This is a genomic window from Aeromonas sp. PI_26 (assembly GCF_027854445.1).
GTDB lineage: Bacteria > Pseudomonadota > Gammaproteobacteria > Enterobacterales > Aeromonadaceae > Aeromonas > Aeromonas veronii.
The window spans coordinates 34,455-52,906 of record NZ_JAJNOE010000004.1 but is presented as its reverse complement, the minus strand read 5'-3'; the positions used below and the strand labels follow the sequence as shown (position 1 = coordinate 52,906).

The following is an 18,452-nucleotide window of genomic DNA, read 5'->3' as shown; positions in this document are numbered from 1 at the left end:
AGTTGCATACGGATGTTTACAACATTCGTTGATAACTTCAAAGAATTTGACTTTCGTCACAAATATTCCCTCTCCCAAACGTTTTTGCTACTTTACGGTTTTCTTCGCACACCAAATCTGCACTTACGTTTGCACATACAGAGGGATCGTCATGACTGCCAAGTTTTCGTTGGACAAGGATAAAATCAAGGTTCTGCTGCTGGAGGGGGTTCACCCCAACACCGTAGAGACCTTTCGTGCCGCAGGTTACACCAGTGTGGAGTATCTCAAGACCTCGCTCTCCGAAGAGGAGCTGATCGAGCAGATCCGCGACGTCCATTTCATCGGGCTGCGCTCCCGCACCCAGATCACCGAGAAGGTACTCGACGCCGCCAACAAGCTGGTCGCCATCGGCTGCTTCTGCATCGGTACCAACCAGGTCGAGCTGGAAGCGGCCCAGATCCGCGGTATTCCGGTCTTCAACGCCCCCTTCTCCAACACCCGTTCGGTCGCCGAGCTGGTACTGGGCGAGATCCTGCTGCTGCTGCGCGGCATCCCCGAGAAGAACGCCAAGTGCCATCGCGGCGTGTGGGAAAAACTGGCCAACCGCTCGGTGGAAGCGCGCGGCAAGAAGCTTGGCATCATCGGCTACGGCCACATAGGTACCCAGCTTGGCATCATCGCCGAGAGCATCGGCATGAAAGTTTATTACTACGATATCGAGAACAAGCTCTCGCTGGGTAACGCCATTCAGGTGCCGAGCATGGTCGAGCTGCTCAATATGTCTGACGTCATCAGCCTGCACGTGCCGGAGACCGCCTCAACCAAGAACATGATCGGTGCCGAGCAGCTGCGGATGATGAAACCGGGCGCCATCTTCATCAACGCCGCCCGCGGTACCGTGGTGGATATCGACGCCTTGGCTGACGTCATCAAGAGCGGCCATATCGCCGGTGCCGCCATCGACGTCTTCCCGGTCGAGCCCAAGTCCAATGACGAAGAGTTCCAAAGCCCGCTGCGTGGCCTGGAGAACGTCATCCTGACCCCGCACATCGGTGGCACCACCCATGAAGCGCAGGAGAACATCGGGCTGGAGGTGGCCAACAAGCTGGTCAAATACTCCGACAACGGCTCCACCCTCTCTGCCGTCAACTTCCCGGAAGTGTCGCTGCCGGGCCACAAGGGCTCCAGCCGCCTGCTGCACATTCACCGCAACCAGCCGGGCGTGATGAACCAGATCAACCAGATCTTCGCCGAAGAGGGGATCAACATCGCCGGTCAATACCTGCAGACCAGCAGCCATATCGGCTACGTGGTGATCGACGTGGAGACCGAGCACAGCGAGAAGGCGCTCGCCAAGCTCAAGGAGATCAACGGCACCATCCGAGCCCGCATTCTCCACTGATAGACCCTTATCTGCGCAGCAAAAAGCCCGTCGTGATGACGGGCTTTTGTATAAGCAGAACCTAAAGGCAGCGTGATGGCTTACCACCACCCCAACAGGTTGCGGCCTACCAGCGCGCCCCACACCAGGGCATTAAGGGCCAACGCGATAAAGACGGCGGCAGAGCCCAAATCCTTGGCGCGACCGGAGAGCTCATGATGCTCGGAGCCAACCCTGTCTACCACAGCTTCAATGGCGGAGTTGAGGATCTCGACGATCACCACCAGCCAGCTGATGACGATAAGCAGCAGGATCTGGTTGAGGGAATCGCCAATCCAGAAGGCAAGTGGCATCAGCAACAGGATCAGCATCAGCTCCTGCCGAAACGCCGCCTCGTTAATCCAGGCTGACTTGAGCCCCTTCATGCTGTAACCGGTTGCGTTGATGATGCGGGTGACCCCGGTTGCCCCTGGCTTTGCCACGCTATCTACCTCATTTGGAATCGATTTTGGCCTCACATCCTATCAGAGCCCCCCAAGGTTTCAATCAGGGGACTTTTGCTTTATTTTATCTCTTTGCTTTTTCGCCCCTTGCGGCTGACACCACCCACTCGAGACTTGAGTTGTATGTCCATTCACACAGATGAATTGCGCACCCGTCGCCTGGAGTCACTGATCACTCCGAGCGAGCTTGCACACGCGTTTCCGATCACCGATACCATTGCCCAGAATCTGCTGGATGCCCGTCGCGAAGTGGAAGCCATTCTGGCCGGAGACGATCAGCGCCTGCTGGTCATTGTCGGCCCCTGCTCTATCCATGATCCCGCTGCTGCTCGCGAGTATGCCCTGCGCCTCAACGCCCTGCGCGAGCAGTATAAAGAGAGCCTCTGCATCGTGATGCGCACCTACTTCGAGAAGCCGCGCACCATCGTCGGCTGGAAAGGGCTGATCAATGACCCGCGCCTTGATGGCAGTTTCGATGTAAACGAAGGGCTGAAACTGGCGCGCAAACTGCTGGTCGACATCAACGAGATCGGCATGCCCACCGCCACCGAATTCCTCGATATGGTGACCGGCCAGTATATTGCCGACCTCATCACCTGGGGCGCTATCGGCGCTCGCACCACCGAATCCCAGGTACACCGCGAGATGGCTTCGGCCCTCTCCTGCCCGGTCGGCTTCAAGAACGGCACCGACGGCAATACCCGCATCGCCATCGATGCGGTGCGCGCCGCCCGTCACAGCCACATCTTCTATTCGCCGGACAAAGACGGCAAGATGACCATCTACCGCACCGCCGGTAACCCCTTTGGTCATGTGATCCTGCGTGGCGGCCACCGCCCCAACTACGACACCGCCAGTGTCGATGAAGCCTGTGAAGCGCTTGCCGATGTGGGCCTGCCGGAGCGTCTGGTGGTCGATTTCAGCCACGGCAACAGCATGAAGGATCACCGCCGTCAGCTGCTGGTGGCGCAAGATATCTGCGATCAGCTGCGCCGCGGCCGTACCGGCATCGCCGGCATCATGGCAGAAAGCTTCCTGGTGGAAGGGCGTCAGGATGTGGAGAACGGCTGCGCCGCCACCTTCGGCCAGAGCATCACAGATGCCTGTCTGTCATGGAACGACACCGAAACCCTGCTGGCGATGCTGGCAGAGGCTGCACTGGTACGCCTTGCCAAGCGGCAAGCCTGAGCCCCGATGACGAGTATCGGCTGGCAGATAGTCCCCCTCGACGAGACGCTGCTGGCGCAGTGGGCAACCCTGCGCCAGCAGCTGTGGCCGCACCACGCACTTTCGGCCCACCTGCAGGAAGGGGTTGAGATGTTGGCCAATGCACATCTCAACGCCTTTCTGGCGCTGGATGAGCAGAGTCAGGCGGTAGGCTTTGCCGATGCAGCCCTGCGCCACGATTACGTGAATGGCTGCAACAGCAGCCCTGTGATGTATCTGGAAGGGGTCTATGTGCAACCGGCCTCGCGCCAGCGTGGGGTGGCCCAAGCCTTGATCGCTCAGGTGGCGCAGTGGGGCCGCGAGCTGGGTTGCCGGGAACTGGCCTCCGATGCCGCCATCGACAATCTTGACTCGCAGCAGATGCACCAACAACTCGGCTTTGCCGAAACGGAGCGAGTCGTATTCTTCAAAAAGGCCCTCGGCTGACGCCAGGGCCTTGCTTGTTTCTCACAAACTGGGCATAAACCAGACCCGGCCGCCCGCCTCGATGCGCTCGGTCTTTATCTGGAACACCTGCGCCAGCAGCGCCTCATCCACCAGCTCGACACCCCCTTCGCGCACCACCGCGCCCCCTTGCAGGCAGAGAATGCTGTCGGCCCAGTCGATGGCCAGATTGATATCGTGGATGGCGAGCACCACCAGCAAGCCCTGCCCGGCCAAGGTTTTCAGCAAGCGCAATAGCGCCAGCTGGTGATGCAGGTCGAGCCCCGCCAGCGGCTCGTCCAGCAGCAGCACCTTGCCGGTCGGATTGAGGCTCGGCCACACCTGCAGCAGGGTGCGGGCAATCAGCACCCGCTGCTGCTCGCCCCCCGACAACCGGCTGAAGTCACGAGCCAGCAAGGCTTCCAGCTCCAATGCCTCGCACAATGCATTTATCGCCTCGTTCTGTCTGGCAGGTGCAACCATCTCATCGAGCCCCAGGCTCAACACCTGAAACACCGGAATATGAAACAGCTGGGGCTGACGCTGGGGCAGCATGGCGCGCCGTTTGGCAAGCTCAGGCCAACTCATGTCAGTAAGCACTTCCCCCCCCAGCAGCACTGTGCCATCGGCGGGTAAAATCCCCGCCAGCGCCCCGAGCAGGGTCGACTTGCCACTGCCATTGGGGCCAAGCAGCGCCACCAACTGGCCGCCATGCCAGCGGATATCCAGGGGAGAGAGCCGTCCGGCAATGGCGAGTGCGCGCACCTCCAGCAGCGGCGCAGCAGCACGAGAAGAAACCGGCATGGGATCAGCGGGTGACATCGGTATCTTGCCTCAACAACGGGTAAATAAGGAGACTGCGCACCCCGACCAAATCATGCAGATATTTATGCAGCACCATCGGCAGTTTGCCTCAATAGCAGGTAGATAAAGAGCGGCGCCCCCACCGAGGCGGTGATGACGCCGATAGGCAACTCCCCCGCGCTCAGGGTGGATCGAGCAACCAGATCGGCCGCCAGCAGCAGGGCCCCGCCGCCAAGCGCCGAAGCAGGCAGCAGAAAGCGCTGATCGCTGCCACCGCAGAGCCGCAGCAGATGGGGCACCACCAACCCGACAAAACCGATGACGCCGCACAACGACACCGCCACACCGGTCAGCAGACAGACCGCCAGCACCAGCCGCACCCGCATCTTGTCGACATCCATCCCCATCAGGCGGGCCTGGGTCTCCCCCAGCAGCAACTGTTGCAGCGCCTTGCCCTGCCAGCAGAGCCAACCCAGGGTGAGCGGCAGCACCAGCCACCACCAGCCGAACTGCTGGCTGCCGTAAGAGAGGCTCCCCATCATCCAGAACATGAATTCACGCAAGGAGCCGTCGTCGGCAAAGTACATCAGCCAGGTCATGGCCGCATTGGTGAGGATGCCGATGGCCACCCCAAACAACAGCAAGCGAGCATGACCGAGACGCGCCCGGCGAGCCAGCCGAATGAGCAGCATGGTCACCAGCAGGGCGCCACCAAAGGCCGCCAGCGACAGCCCCCAGCCGGGCAGATAGAAGCCGAGGGACTTGGCCACCGCCATCGCCACCATGGCGGCAAGGCCAGCGCCGCTTGAAACGCCAAGCAGCCCGGGTTCGGCCACCGGGTTGTGCAGCATCACCTGCAACACGGCGCCGCCACAAGCAAGGGCTGCGCCAGCCAAGAGGGCCAGCAAGGCGCGCGGCAGGCGCAGCTCCAGCAGGATGCGCTGTTCGAGATCGCCAAGAGGCTGCCAGGGCAGCAGCACAAACTCGCCCCAGACGAGGGAGAAGAGAAACAGCAGCAGGGTCAGCAGCGTCAGGCCACAGAGCCAGCGCCGCTGCCAGCGCTGCTGGCGGGCGATAAGGGAGAGGTACAAGGAGGATCCCCGAATAACAAGGCTTTCCCCCGGCCCTGTCGCAGCGCCGGTGGAGAAGCAGGAAAAGGGCATGATAACAGTGGCTTGCCACCCAAGGTCAAGGCTGGTAACGCTTGGCCATCACCCTTATCTCGCCGCTGGCCACCAGATTTTGCAGCGCCACCAGCAAGGGCTGGCGCAGCGACTGGTGAGGTGAGTGCTTGCTCATCCCCAGATAGAGGGTCACCGGCGTGGCGGGGCGGTAGTCCGCCTTGCCTATCCGGCTGGCATTTCCCTGACTCAGGGCATAGTCCACCTGACAGTCGGTGCCAATCATCAGCGGCAGGTGACCGCGCTGCACCATGCGCAGCAGCTGATCTTCGGTGGGTACTCCGTGCTTGTCGAGGCGGCTGTCACTGTTGAAAGGCTCAAAGTAGGCCGAGTTGAGCACATAGCCCACCTTCACCCCCTGCAGATCGCGGTATTGGTGGATCCGGGCCACATTGACCGGCTGACCATAAAACGCGGGCCAGCACTGATAGTAGGCAGGCTGCAGATAGTCGATGAACTGCGCCCGCTCGGCGGTATAGGCGAGGCCAATCATCAGATCGACCTGACCGGTCTGCATCTGCTTGAGCGCCCTGCCCCACGGCATCCGCCGTACCTGCAACTCAATGCCGCTCGCCTGTTGCAACCGGCGCAGGATGTCCATGTCGAGCCCCTGCAACCGGCCATCCGCTTGCAGGATGCGAAATGGCGGCCACAGATCGGTGGCCACCGTCAGCGTCGGGGTCGCACACACCGGCATGGCAAATAACAGTAACAACACAATCCCGCATAACTTGCCCATCCCGTCGCATACCTCGCACGGCTTATCCTGTTGGTTAAAAATACCCTCCCGCACCACGTATGAAAACCCGTGGTTCAGGGATAAAATGCGCCGGATTTTCAAGGAGAACCCTATGAACCCGATTTTCACCAGTATCGGTCTGCTGCTCTGCAGCAACGTCTTTATGACCTTCGCCTGGTACGCTCACCTCAAGAGCATGAACCATAAACCCTGGATCATTGCCGCCCTGGTGAGCTGGGGTATCGCTCTGTTCGAATACCTGCTACAAGTGCCCGCCAACCGCATCGGCCATACGGTGATGAGCGTGGGCCAACTGAAAATCCTGCAAGAAGTGATCACACTCACCGTATTCGTCCCCTTCTCTATCTTCTATCTCAAAGAAGATCTGAAATGGGACTATCTCTGGGCAGGGCTCTGCATTCTCGGTGCGGTCTTTTTTGTCTTTCGCGAGAAACTGACCGGCGCCTGAGGCTGTACACTCAATATCATCCCGCTCATGGCATCTCATTGATCGACGAGGCAAAAAAATGGAATTGCGAGACATGTTACAGATCCTGGCCAAGCAGGATGGCTCAGACCTCTATCTGTCGACCGGCGCGCCCCCCTGCGCCAAATTTAACGGCGGCCTGCGCCCCCTCAACGAAACGCCGCTGGAGCCGGGGGAAGTGGCGCGGATCGCCGCCGAGATCATGGATGGCGAGCAGAAGCAGCAGTTCGAGAAGGATCTGGAGATGAACCTCGCCATCTCCCTGCCCCAGATCGGCCGCTTTCGAGTCAACATCTTCAAGCAGCGCAACGAAGTCTCTCTGGTGGCCCGCAACATCAAGACCGAAATCCCCCGCTTTGAAGATCTCAAACTCCCGCCTGTGCTGCTCGACACCATCATGGAGAAACGCGGTCTGGTACTGTTTGTCGGCGGTACCGGCTCGGGTAAATCCACTTCGCTGGCGGCGCTTATTGACCATCGCAACCGCAACAGCGGTGGCCACATCATCACCATCGAGGATCCGGTGGAGTTCGTTCATCGTCACCGCAAGAGCATCATCAACCAGCGGGAGGTTGGCGTGGATACCCGCAGCTTCCACGCAGCCCTGAAAAACACCCTGCGTCAGGCGCCGGACGTCATTCTTATCGGCGAGATCCGCGATCGCGAGACCATGGAACATGCGCTGGCCTTCTCCGAAACCGGCCACCTTGCCATCTCCACCCTGCACGCCAACAACGCCAACCAGGCGCTGGATCGCATCATCAACTTCTTCCCCGAGGAGCGCCGCCCCCAGCTGCTCAACGATCTGGGCAACAACCTCAAGGCTTTTGTCTCCCAGCGGCTGGTGAAAACCACCGATGGCGGTCGCCGGGCCGCAGTGGAGATCATGCTTGGCACCCACACCATCCGCGACATGATCAAGCGCGGCGAATTTGGCGGCCTCAAAGAGGTGATGGAAAAATCCAAGGCCCTCGGCATGGTCACCTTCGACAGCGCCCTGTTTGATCTGGTAGTGGAAGGGGTAATTGAGGAAGAAGAGGCGGTGAAAAACGCCGACTCGGCCAACAACCTGCGCCTCAAGATCAAGTTGTGGAAGGAGAAGGGGCAGATTGCCAGCAGCAGCGATGCCACTGGCTGGAGCCTCGAACCCACCAAGGACGAGAAGGGCGATTTTTTCTAACCTGCCCCTCGAGACCCCCGGGCCCGCCCGGGGTTCTCTTTATCCAGCACGGCTGACCCGACTGATCCCTCAGCTCACGCAGATCACAACCAGTCAGCACCAACGGCGAACGCGCTGGCAATACGCCACATATTCGTCGCCGAAACGGGCGCGCAACAGCCGCTCCTCCGGCATGATCTGAAAGCGAGTCAGCCAGGCCACCAGCACGATTGGCCCAACCCAGACCCAACTTCCACCCAGATAACAGCCCCAGGCGGCCAGCCAGCAGAGCAGACCCAGATACATGGGATTGCGGCTGACACGATAGACGCCACAGGTCACCAGACGGCTGGTGTGCTGCGGCTTGGTGGGGCTGACCGTGGTCTGGTGGTGACGAAACCGTTGCAGGGCACCAAAGCCCATGATGGCCCCCGCCACGACCAGCATAGCCATCAGCGCCATTACCCAAATGCCGGGCTGGCTCTCCCCTCTTAGCCACCACATGGCCCCGGCACAGAGCAGGAAGATCAGCGGTGGTGGCAAACGTAACTCAAGATTGACCATTTTCTTCCCCTGACGAGTGTCGGCCGAACCCGTGTTGCGGTAGACTCCCACCCAGTCAGCGCCTGTTGAGAGTGACAAAGATCATAATAATAACAACAAGTTGTGGTTAAACCACCACCAATGTGGCCGACCCCGTCCAAACTATCCAACGCGAATAACAAAAAGGAATCACCATGCACAAGAAAACTCTGCTGGCTACCCTGATCTTCGGCCTGCTCGCGGGCCAAGCCGTTGCGGCTCCCTATCTGCCCCTTGCGACGGATCATCGCAACGGCCAGGAGCAAACCGCCAGCAACGCCTGGTTGGAAGTGGATCTGGGCGCCTTTGAGCACAATATCCAGACCCTCAAGGATCGTCTCGGTGACAAGGGCCCGCAGATCTGCGCCATCATGAAGGCCGACGCTTACGGTCATGGCATCGACCTGCTGGTCCCCTCCGTGGTCAAGGCCAATATCCCCTGCATCGGCATCGCCAGCAACGAAGAGGCGCGCGTCGCCCGCGAGAAGGGCTTTACCGGCCGTCTGATGCGGGTGCGTGCTGCCACCCCGGATGAAGTAGAGCAGGCCCTTCCCTACAAGATGGAGGAGCTGATCGGCAGTCTGGTGAGTGCCCAGGGTATCGCCGATATCGCCCAGCGCCACCACACCACCATTCCGGTGCATATTGCGCTCAACTCCGCCGGCATGAGCCGCAACGGCATCGACCTGCGTCTGGCCGATGCCAAGCAGGATGCGCTGGCCATGCTCAAGCTAAAGGGGATCACCCCGGTCGGCATCATGACCCACTTCCCGGTTGAGGAGAAAGAGGACGTCAAGATGGGACTGGCCCAGTTCAAACTGGACTCCCAGTGGCTGCTGGAAGCGGGCAAACTGGATCGCAGCAAGATCACCATCCACGCCGCCAACTCCTTCGCCACCCTGGCCGTGCCGGACGCCTACTTCGACATGGTGCGCCCGGGCGGCCTGCTCTACGGCGACTCCATCCCCTCCCACACCGAATACAAGCGGGTGATGGCATTCAAGACCCAGGTCGCCTCGGTCAACCACTATGCAGCGGGCAACACCGTCGGTTATGACCGCACCTTCACCCTCAAGCGCGACTCCTGGCTCGCCAACCTGCCGCTGGGCTACTCCGACGGTTATCGCCGCTCCCTGAGCAACAAGGCCTATGTGCTGATCCAGGGTCAGAAGGTGCCGGTGGTCGGCAAGACTTCCATGAACACCATCATGGTGGATGTGACTGATCTGAAAGGGGTGAAACCCGGCGACGAGGTGGTGCTGTTTGGCCGTCAGGGTGACGCCGAAGTGAAACAGGCGGATCTGGAGGAGTACAACGGCGCCCTGCTGGCGGACATGTACACCATCTGGGGCTACACCAACCCCAAGAAGATCAAACGCTGATAACACGATATGAAAAAGGGCTCCCGCGGGAGCCCTTGTTGTTATTGCTTAATTGTCTGCCGCGCTCAAGCGGCCTTTTTACGGGTCACAAACAGACTCAGCCCCATGGATGCCAGCAGGATCAACGCGACTACGCCCAGTGCAATGCCGGTCGGGATCTTGAAGATATCCAGCAGCAGCATCTTGACCCCGATAAACATCAGGATCAGCGCCAGACCGTATTTAAGCAGGGCGAAGCGATCAGCCACACCCGCCAGCAGGAAGTACATGGCACGCAGACCCATGATGGCGAAGATGTTGGAGGTCAGCACGATGAAGGGATCCGTGGTCACCGCGAAGATGGCCGGGATACTGTCCACCGCAAAGATGAGATCGCTCACCTCCACCAGCACCAGGATCAGCAGCAGCGGGGTGGCATAGCGCACACCGTCACGCCAGACGAAAAACTTCTCCCCTTCCAGGGTCTCGGTCACCTTGAAGCGACGGCGCATCCAGCCTAGCAGCGGATTGTTGGCCAGATCCGGCTCCTTGTCGGCCGCCCACAGCATTTTGGCACCGGTCAGCAGCAAGAAAGCGCCGAACAGGTAGAGGATCCAGTGGAACTGCTCGATGAGCCAGCTGCCCGCGAACACCATACCGGCACGCATCACGATGGCACCCAGCACCCCGTAGAGCAGCACCCGGCGCTGCAGCTCGGCCGGAATGGCAAAGTAGCCGAACAGCATCAGCCAGACGAAGACGTTGTCCACTGCCAGCGCTTTCTCGATGAGGTAGCCGGTGAGGAACTCCAACCCCTTCTGGTTGGCGATTTCACGGCCCGCGCTGTGATCGAGCCAGAGCCAGATAGCCAGGTTGAAGAGCAGCGCCACGCTGACCCAGATGAGGGACCAGACACCCGCCTCTTTGAGGGACACCTTGTGTGACTTGCCGCCACCGACAAAGCGTATGTCTATCCATAACAGGACCAGCACTATGCTGAAGAAACCGGTCCACATCCACCATTCACCCATGTTCACTTCTCCCAAAAACGACAAAACCCACGACCGGGAGGCAGTGGGTTTGCGTTTGGAGCAGATACACCTTGCCTCTCGGCAAGGTCTCACTTACAGCTGATTTGCATCGACTGCCCGGCTGCCGGGTGCACTGCAGGATATGGGTGCACCGTAATGACGACAAACCGGCGAGAAGTTACTCCCCTTGTTGCGCGGATAGTAGCAGCGGTAAAAGATAACGCCAAGGGGCATCTTCACTGCCGTCAAAAATAAATCGGGGCCCCATCAAGGAGCCCCACAAGCAGGTTCAACACATCCCCATCAGAGCGGGTCGACCTTGAGGCAGGAGACCGCGTGATCGAAGTTCCCCTCCAGCACTGGGCGGGTCTTGGCACACTCGGGGCCAGCCACCGGGCAGCGGGTGCGGAACACGCAGCCTGACGGAGGATTCATCGGTGAGGGCAAATCCCCCTCCAGGATCTGGATCACCTTGTTGCGCTCCAGCTCAGGGTCCGGGATCGGCACCGCTGACATCAGCGCCTTGGTGTAAGGATGCAGCGGGTTGGCGAAGATCTCCTTGCGGGTCCCCAGCTCGACGGCGTTGCCCAGATACATCACCAGCACCCGATCGGAGATATGCTTGACCACCGACAGGTCGTGGGCGATGAAGATAAGCGACAGCCCCATCTCCTTTTGCAGGGATTTGAGCAGGTTGACCACCTGCGCCTGAATGGATACGTCAAGCGCCGAGACCGGCTCGTCACAGATGATCATCTTGGGCTCGAGGATCAGTGCCCGGGCAATCCCGATCCGCTGGCACTGACCGCCGGAGAACTCGTGCGGATAGCGGTTGACCAGGTTGGGCAACAGCCCCACCTTGCTCATCATGGCACGCACCTTCTCCTTCACCTCTTCCCGTGGCAGGTTGGGGTAGAAGGTGATGAGCGGCTCGGCAATGATGTCGCCGATGGTCATGCGCGGGTTCAGGGAGGCCAGCGGATCCTGGAAAATCATCTGGATCTCTTTGCGCTTCTCGCGCAGGGCATTCTGATCGAGCTTGGTGAGATCGTCACCCAGCCACACCACCTTGCCATCGGTGGCCGGTACCAGACCGATGATGGCGCGGGCAAAGGTGGACTTGCCGCAGCCGGATTCACCCACCACGCCGAGGGTCTCCCCCTCATAGAGACGCAAGGTCACGCCATCGACTGCTTTCAGATCAGACGGCTTGGCCCAGGGCCACGCCTTGCCACTCTTTATACTGAAGTGGACCTTGAGGTCAGACACTTCCAACAGCAATTTTTTGTCGGCACCCATTTAGTTGGCCCCCTTGTTCATGGCATCCGAAACCCAGTGGCAAGCACGCTCCCGGCCGTCGTTGAACGGGGTCAGGATCGGTGACTGCTGGCCGCAAATTTCGCTGACCCGGTGGCAACGCTCCTGGAAGGGGCAGCCGGTCGGCAGACGCAGCAGGTTGGGCGGATTGCCCGGGATGGTGGGCAGCACTTCCCCTTCGGTATCGAGACGAGGAATGGCGCGCAGCAGGCCTTCGGTGTAGGGGTGGCTTGGGCGATAGAAGATATCGTCTACTTTGCCGTACTCCATGGTACGACCGGCATACATCACCAGCACCTTGTTGCAGATACCGGCGACCACGCCAAGGTCATGGGTGATCATGATGATGGCGGTGTTGAACTCGCGCTTGAGCTCGTTCATCAGAGTCATGATCTGGGCCTGTACGGTCACGTCGAGTGCGGTAGTCGGTTCGTCGGCGATCAGCAGTTGCGGCCGGCAGAGCAGTGCCATGGCGATCATCACCCGCTGACGCATGCCGCCGGAGAACTCGTGGGGATACATGCCCATCCGCTTGCGCGCTTCGGGAATTTTCACCGCATCGAGCATCCGCACCGACTCTTCGAACGCTTCCGCCTTGCTAACGCCCTTATGCAACATCAGCACTTCCATCAGCTGATCCTGCACCTTCATGTAGGGGTTGAGCGAGGTCATGGGGTCCTGGAAGATCATGGCGATCTTCTCGGAGCGGATCTTGTTGAGCTTGGACTCCGGCAGGTTGAGGATCTCTTCGCCCTGAAACTTGGCGGAACCGGTAATAATGCCGTTCTTGGCCAGCAGCCCCATGATGGCAAAGGCCGTCTGGGATTTACCGGAGCCGGACTCGCCGACGATCCCCAGGGTTTCACCCGCAGAGAGAGAAAAATTGAGGTCGTTGACCGCCACCACATTGCCATCCGGGGTCTTGAACTCGACCCGCAGATCTTTCACATCCAGTAACTTCATATAAAAACTCCTTATCGATCTTTCGTGATGCTTTCCTGTCGACCCGATGCTCGATTAACGATCTTTCGGATCGAGGGCGTCACGCAGACCATCCCCGAGGAAGTTGAAGCAAAACAGGGTCACCACCATAAAACCGGCGGGGAACAGCAGTTGCCAGATGGCCACTTCCATCGACTTGGAGCCTTCATCCAGCAGGGCACCCCAGCTGGTCATCGGTTCCTGAACCCCAAGGCCCAGGAAACTCAGGAAGGATTCAAACATGATCATCCCCGGCACCAGCAAGGTGGCGTAAACGGCCACGATACCGAGTACGTTCGGTACGATGTGACGGGTGATGATCTTCCACTTGGAGACGCCACAGACGTGGGCCGCCTCGATAAACTCCTTGCTCTTGAGGCTGAGAGTCTGGCCGCGCACGATACGCGCCATGTCGAGCCAGCTCACCGCCCCGATAGCGATAAAGATGAGTGCCAGATTGCGGCCAAAGAAGGTGACCAGCATGATGACAAAGAACATGAAGGGGAAGGCGTTGAGGATCTCCAGTACCCGCATCATCAGGCTGTCGACCCGCCCGCCGATAAAGCCGGAGGCCGCGCCATACAGGGTGCCGATGATGACCGCCACCATGGCGCCCATGATGCCGACCATCAGGGAAATCCGGCCACCCAGCAGAGTGCGCACGAACAGATCGCGCCCCAGGCTGTCGGTACCGAAGTAGTGACCCGCTTCCATATCGGGCGGCGACTGCATGGCGCCCCAGTCCGGATCGTCAAAGGTGTATTGGGACAAATGGGGGCCAAAGATGACCGCCAGACCGATGATGGTCAGAATGATCAGGCTGGTCAGGGCCGCCTTGTTGCGCAGGAAACGGCGACGGGCATCCTTCCACAGGGAGCGTCCCTCCACCACTTCCACTTTTTGCGCGAACGCCTCGACGGCATCGCGTTTTTCAGTTGAAACAACCATGATGAACTCCCGAATTAGTAACGGATCTTGGGATCGATAAAGGCGTAGAGAATATCGACCACAGCGTTAAAGGTGATGGTGAGGGCGCCGACCAGAATGGTCAGACCGAGCACCATGGAGTAATCACGGTTAAGGGCACCATTGACGAACAGCTGACCGATCCCCGGCAGACCGAAGATGGTCTCGATCACCACGGAACCGGTGATGATGCCGACAAAGGCCGGGCCCAGATAGGAGACCACCGGCAGCATGGCCGGACGCAGCGCGTGTTTCAGGATGATGTGGCGCAGCGGCAAGCCCTTGGCACGGGCGGTACGGATGAAGTTGGAGTTCATGGTCTCGATCATGCTGCCCCGCATGATCCGCGAGATGGCAGAGATGTAGTACATCATCATGCCGAACACCGGCAGCACCATAAACTGGATGCCACCCCCCTGCCATCCACCGGCAGGGAACCAACCCAGATGAATACTGAAAAACAGCACCAGCAAGGGCGCCAGCACAAAGCCCGGGATCACCACCCCGGCCATAGCCGACGACATCAGCAGATAATCGATGATGGTGTTCTGTTTCAGTGCCGCTATGGTGCCGAAGGTGACCCCCAGCAACACGGCGAAGAAGAAGGCCGTAGTCCCGATCTTGGCGGATACAGGCAACGCCTGGCTCACCAGATCATTGACGGTGAAATCCTTGTATTTGAAAGAGGGGCCCAAATCACCCTGCACCAAGTTGCCCAGGTAGGTGAGATATTGCATGCCAATGGGTTTGTCGAGCCCGTATTTGGCCTCAATGTTGGCGATGACTTCGGGGGGCAGTGAACGCTCGCTGGTAAAGGGGTTACCGGGGGCGAAACGCATCATGAAGAAAGAGACGGTGATCAAGACCAGCAGAGTCGGGATCGCTTCCAATAGCCGTTTAAAAATGAATTTCAACATAGACATTTCCTGTCCTGTACTGCTTCCAAATGGTCGCGGTTGTAATAAAGGCCCGCCGTCCGGCGGGCCCTGCTTGTTATGCGACTTGTTGCTTTAAATCAGTGAGCAATGATGTACATATCTTTGCTGTAGAGGTTATCCAGCGGGTTGGCCGGGTAGCCGCCTACATAGGGTTTGACCATACGGGCAGTCACGTACTGGTAGATGGGGGCGATCGGCATGTCCTTGGCCAGGATCTCTTCAGCCTGGACGTAGAGCTTGTTACGGGCCGCCACATCAACCTGATCACGGGACGAATCCATCAGCTTGTCGAACTCCGGATTGGAGTACTTGCCGTCGTTGTTGCCGTGGGTGGTCTGCATCAGATCCAGCATGGAGGAGGCTTCGTTGTAGTCGGCGATCCAGCCGGCACGACCTACGTCAAACTGACCCTGTTTCTTGGTTTCCAGGTAAGTTTTCCACTCCTGGTTGACCAGGCTCACCTGCACCCCCAGCTTCTTCCACATGGAAGCCACAGCCACAGCCACTTTCTTGTGGTTGTCGTCGGTGTTGTAGAGCAGCTCGAACTTCAGCGGCTTGCTGGCATCGAAACCGGCCTCTTGCAGCAGCGCCTTGGCCTTGGCATCACGCTCGGCCTGGGTCATCTTCGACCACTCGGGCGCTACCGGCTTGAAGCCATCGACGAAGTCCGGCACCAGGGTGTAACCGGGCGTCTGACCCTGCCCCATCACCTTGTCGGCGATCACGTCGCGATCGATGGCATAGGAGAGCGCAGTACGGACGCGCACATCGTCAAACGGCTTCTTCTTGACGTTGTACTGGTAGTAGTAAGTACCAACATAACCGGTCACTTTCAGCTCGTCCGGCTTCTCTTTCTTCATCTGCTTGAAGCGCTCGATGGGCATCTGATAGGTGATGTCCACTTCGCCCGCCAGATAGCGGCTCAGGTCAGCGTTGGTAGACTGGATGGGCAGATAGACCACCTTGTTGATGACGGTCTTGCCATCGTTCCAGTAGTGCTTGTTGCGCTCCACTTCGACGCGCTCGTTCACCACCCAGTTCTTCAGGGTATAGGCACCGTTGGATACCATATTTTCCGGCTGGGTCCACTTGTCACCGAACTTCTCGATCACCTTCTTCGGTACCGGATAGGTGGTGGTGTGGGAGAGCATGCTGACGAAGTAAGGGATCGCTTTCTCGAGCTGCACTTCGAAGGTGTAGTCGTCGGTCGCCTTCACGCCCAGCGTATCAGCGGGTTTCTTGCCAGCGATAATATCGGTGGCGTTGGCGATAGTCGGGATCTCCAGATACCAAGAGTAAGGAGAGGCGGTTTTCGGATCAACGGCACGCTGGAAAGCAAAAACGAAATCGTGGGCAGTGACCGGGTCACCGTTGGACCACTTGGCATCTTTGCGCAGGTGGAAGACGTAGTGCTTGTTATCCTTGGTTTCCCAGGATTCAGCCACAGCCGGGAGAATTTCCCCTTTCGGGCCGGATGCAACGAGACCCTCGAACAGGTCGCGCAGGATATTGGATTCGACCGTTCCTTCGGTCTTGTGCGGGTCAAGGGTCGCAGGCTCTGAGCCGTTGCCTTTTACCAGTTGCTGGACTTCAGCCAGCTTGGTTCCCGCCGGGACATCGGCAGCCTGAGCCACATTGACACCACCAAACAGTGCAGCCATCAGCAATGTGTTAATCATTGTTTTTTTATGAGTCATTTCCCTACTCCAACAAGAACATTCCATGCGTTTTTTAAAGTGACGGGGTTAAAACCCGCTCCCAGCATAATTCCCTGCCAATTCCGATAATGCAACAGATATTGTCAGGGTAATCGTCATTTTCTGGTCAAAAAATCAGCCATCATGTGCTTTTTCAGTATTAAAACACCAGCAAGGTGCTCATTTTTCACACAAACGACCGATTCTAGAAAAGACCGGGCAAAAAGCAACCAATAAAAAGCCGGTCACGAGGACCGGCTTTCATAAAGCGGAGCTGGCTCACATCAAACTGGGGAAAACCCCCTTGATACCGGCCACCATGATCTCGATACCCAGCGACATCATGATAAGACCCATGATACGGGTCACCACGTTGATGCCGGTGTTGCCCATGATCTTGAACAGCAGCGGCGCGGCGCGGAAGATGAGCCAGGAGCAGAAAGAGAAGACCACGACAACCACTGACATGCCGAGCAGCTGCTGCCAGTGGCTCTGGCTGGCATAGACAATCACTGAGGAGATGGCACCGGGGCCCGCCATCAGCGGCAGCGCCAGCGGTACCACGGCGATAGACTCGCGCACCGCCAATTCGCCCTTCTCCTGTTTGTTGTGCTTTACCTCGCCCAGCTTGCCCTGCAGCATCGACCAGGCAATCAGGGTAATCAGCGACCCACCGGCGATCCGGAACGATGCCAGCGAGATGCCAAACCCATCGAGGATCAGCTGCCCCATATACATGGAGACCAGCAGGATCACCATCACCGCGATATTGGCGGTGGTATTGGTTTTCATCCGCTCGGCCTGGGTATGGTGGCTGGTCAGGCTGACAAACACCGGCAACAAACCAAGCGGATTGATAATTGCGAACAAACCGACAAAAAACTTCAGATACAACGAGACGTCAATTGCTGCCATAGGCGCCTTCCAATAGAGTTTCGGGCCCAGCGGGCCAGTCCATTAATTTCGTGCGTAAATTTACATCATAGCCAGAGTGGGTACCAATCAAATAATCTCACCATTTTGAGGGTTTTTTAGTTAGTTCATCTAATGCATCCGCGCTAACTGGCATAAACCGATGCCAAAAGCCCTTTCTACCGCCCGACACGCGCCAGAAAAGTGAGCGCAAGCCTGCTTAATCATGACCAGAGAGTCCGACGATGACTGACCGAATGACCAAGCGACTCGAGAGAATCCAAGCTTTGCCTTCCTACTATTTCAGGCCAGACATCACTTCATTGACTCGGCAAGAGAGCCACAATGCAAAAACCGGGAAAGCGGGCAGAAATGGCCCCCTCGGGGAATAAAGCGGATTAGTCATGGATTAAAACAACAATCATTTTTGCAACAAACGCTGGAATAAAGTGCGTTTGTCGGTGATTTTGAAACCGATTCACTCATATTTACTAACCTATACCGCCAAAATAGCTCTGCAATCCTATGTTCGATTGCAATTAACCACTTGATAAATGTGGTTTATTACCCTGCGTTAACAAGCCTCTCACCTTTCCCTTTGATGCACATTCCGATAACATCAGTCAAACAAGGATTGTGAAATAAAATTTCTTTTGTTCTTTTGTTACACATGATCCAGATCAAGTTTTTCTGAGTCAGCCACGCTCTATAATCGACTCAGAAAGCGATTTAGTAAGGCATGTGAAAAAGCTGTTGCAACGATACCGTCTTGACAGGGCGA

18 protein-coding genes are annotated in these 18,452 nt (G+C 58.2%); 6 read left to right on the top strand and 12 right to left on the bottom strand.

The annotated features are described in order from the left end of the window. The first annotated feature begins 151 nt into the window (after nt 1-151). The gene (serA, locus tag LRL22_RS06365) at nt 152-1,384 is read left to right on the top strand and encodes a phosphoglycerate dehydrogenase (protein WP_005337639.1); all 1,233 of its coding nucleotides are present in this window, start codon (nt 152-154) and stop codon (nt 1,382-1,384) included. Nucleotides 1,385-1,464: 80 nt separating this feature from the next. On the opposite strand, the gene LRL22_RS06360 is transcribed toward serA, so the two are convergent. Further along, nucleotides 1,465-1,845, bottom strand: coding sequence for a diacylglycerol kinase (locus tag LRL22_RS06360; RefSeq protein ID WP_111899524.1), 381 nt, complete (start codon nt 1,843-1,845; stop codon nt 1,465-1,467). Between the two features lie 144 nt (nt 1,846-1,989). On the opposite strand from LRL22_RS06360, the gene LRL22_RS06355 reads away from it, so the two are divergent. Beyond that, entirely contained in the window at nt 1,990-3,054 is a 1,065-nt protein-coding gene (locus tag LRL22_RS06355; RefSeq protein ID WP_199427219.1) for a 3-deoxy-7-phosphoheptulonate synthase, read from the top strand. A 6-nt stretch (nt 3,055-3,060) separates the two neighbouring features. Beyond that, complete coding sequence (gene aac(6') / locus LRL22_RS06350; protein WP_199427220.1) at nt 3,061-3,519, top strand: aminoglycoside 6'-N-acetyltransferase; 459 nt, start codon at nt 3,061-3,063, stop codon at nt 3,517-3,519. A gap of 21 nt (nt 3,520-3,540) precedes the next feature. Here the strand turns inward: aac(6') and LRL22_RS06345 are convergent, their stop codons facing one another. The 3 genes from LRL22_RS06345 to LRL22_RS06335 all read right to left on the bottom strand — a co-directional run bounded on the left by LRL22_RS06345 (nt 3,541) and on the right by LRL22_RS06335 (nt 6,240). Continuing rightward, on the bottom strand, nt 3,541-4,338 hold the full coding sequence (locus tag LRL22_RS06345) for an ATP-binding cassette domain-containing protein (RefSeq protein ID WP_270904981.1): 798 nt from the start codon (nt 4,336-4,338) through the stop codon (nt 3,541-3,543). A gap of 65 nt (nt 4,339-4,403) precedes the next feature. Continuing rightward, nucleotides 4,404-5,411 (bottom strand): vitamin B12 ABC transporter permease BtuC, encoded by a 1,008-nt coding sequence (btuC, locus tag LRL22_RS06340; protein WP_103252339.1) that lies wholly within the window; start codon nt 5,409-5,411, stop codon nt 4,404-4,406. Between the two features lie 97 nt (nt 5,412-5,508). Continuing rightward, complete coding sequence (locus tag LRL22_RS06335) at nt 5,509-6,240, bottom strand: substrate-binding periplasmic protein (protein WP_270904980.1); 732 nt, start codon at nt 6,238-6,240, stop codon at nt 5,509-5,511. Nucleotides 6,241-6,352: 112 nt separating this feature from the next. Between LRL22_RS06335 and LRL22_RS06330 the strand changes: the two genes are divergently transcribed. Then, nucleotides 6,353-6,709, top strand: a complete 357-nt coding sequence (locus LRL22_RS06330) for a DMT family protein (RefSeq protein WP_005337656.1) — start codon at nt 6,353-6,355, stop codon at nt 6,707-6,709. A 58-nt stretch (nt 6,710-6,767) separates the two neighbouring features. Then, nucleotides 6,768-7,907, top strand: a complete 1,140-nt coding sequence (gene tapW, locus LRL22_RS06325) for a type IVa pilus ATPase TapW (protein ID WP_005353124.1) — start codon at nt 6,768-6,770, stop codon at nt 7,905-7,907. A gap of 93 nt (nt 7,908-8,000) precedes the next feature. On the opposite strand, the gene LRL22_RS06320 is transcribed toward tapW, so the two are convergent. Further along, nucleotides 8,001-8,450 carry a methyltransferase family protein gene (locus LRL22_RS06320; RefSeq protein ID WP_204483132.1) on the bottom strand — a complete coding sequence of 150 codons (450 nt, stop codon included), beginning with the start codon at nt 8,448-8,450 and terminating at the stop codon, nt 8,001-8,003. Between the two features lie 173 nt (nt 8,451-8,623). Here LRL22_RS06320 and alr point away from each other — a divergent pair, with 173 nt between their 5' ends. Then, nucleotides 8,624-9,850 (top strand): alanine racemase, encoded by a 1,227-nt coding sequence (alr, locus tag LRL22_RS06315; RefSeq protein WP_088869323.1) that lies wholly within the window; start codon nt 8,624-8,626, stop codon nt 9,848-9,850. A gap of 65 nt (nt 9,851-9,915) precedes the next feature. Here alr and LRL22_RS06310 read toward each other — a convergent pair whose 3' ends face one another. The 7 genes from LRL22_RS06310 to LRL22_RS06280 form a co-directional block, all read right to left on the bottom strand. Next, a complete protein-coding gene (locus LRL22_RS06310; protein WP_005337664.1) occupies nt 9,916-10,860 on the bottom strand; it encodes a TerC family protein in 945 nt (314 codons plus the stop codon). Nucleotides 10,861-11,163: 303 nt separating this feature from the next. Beyond that, the gene (gene oppF, locus LRL22_RS06305; RefSeq protein ID WP_005337666.1) at nt 11,164-12,159 is read right to left on the bottom strand and encodes a murein tripeptide/oligopeptide ABC transporter ATP binding protein OppF; all 996 of its coding nucleotides are present in this window, start codon (nt 12,157-12,159) and stop codon (nt 11,164-11,166) included. Next, nucleotides 12,160-13,140: an ABC transporter ATP-binding protein gene (locus LRL22_RS06300; RefSeq protein ID WP_005337668.1), complete on the bottom strand. Its 981-nt coding sequence runs from the start codon at nt 13,138-13,140 to the stop codon at nt 12,160-12,162. A gap of 54 nt (nt 13,141-13,194) precedes the next feature. Next, nucleotides 13,195-14,106 carry an oligopeptide ABC transporter permease OppC gene (gene oppC / locus LRL22_RS06295; protein ID WP_139407229.1) on the bottom strand — a complete coding sequence of 304 codons (912 nt, stop codon included), beginning with the start codon at nt 14,104-14,106 and terminating at the stop codon, nt 13,195-13,197. 14 nt (nt 14,107-14,120) lie between these two features. Then, nucleotides 14,121-15,041 (bottom strand): oligopeptide ABC transporter permease OppB, encoded by a 921-nt coding sequence (gene oppB, locus LRL22_RS06290; protein WP_005337672.1) that lies wholly within the window; start codon nt 15,039-15,041, stop codon nt 14,121-14,123. A gap of 98 nt (nt 15,042-15,139) precedes the next feature. After that, nucleotides 15,140-16,759: an ABC transporter substrate-binding protein gene (locus tag LRL22_RS06285; RefSeq protein ID WP_204479669.1), complete on the bottom strand. Its 1,620-nt coding sequence runs from the start codon at nt 16,757-16,759 to the stop codon at nt 15,140-15,142. Nucleotides 16,760-17,038: 279 nt separating this feature from the next. Further along, nucleotides 17,039-17,674: a YchE family NAAT transporter gene (locus tag LRL22_RS06280; RefSeq protein ID WP_005337678.1), complete on the bottom strand. Its 636-nt coding sequence runs from the start codon at nt 17,672-17,674 to the stop codon at nt 17,039-17,041. Nucleotides 17,675-18,452: the final 778 nt, after the last annotated feature.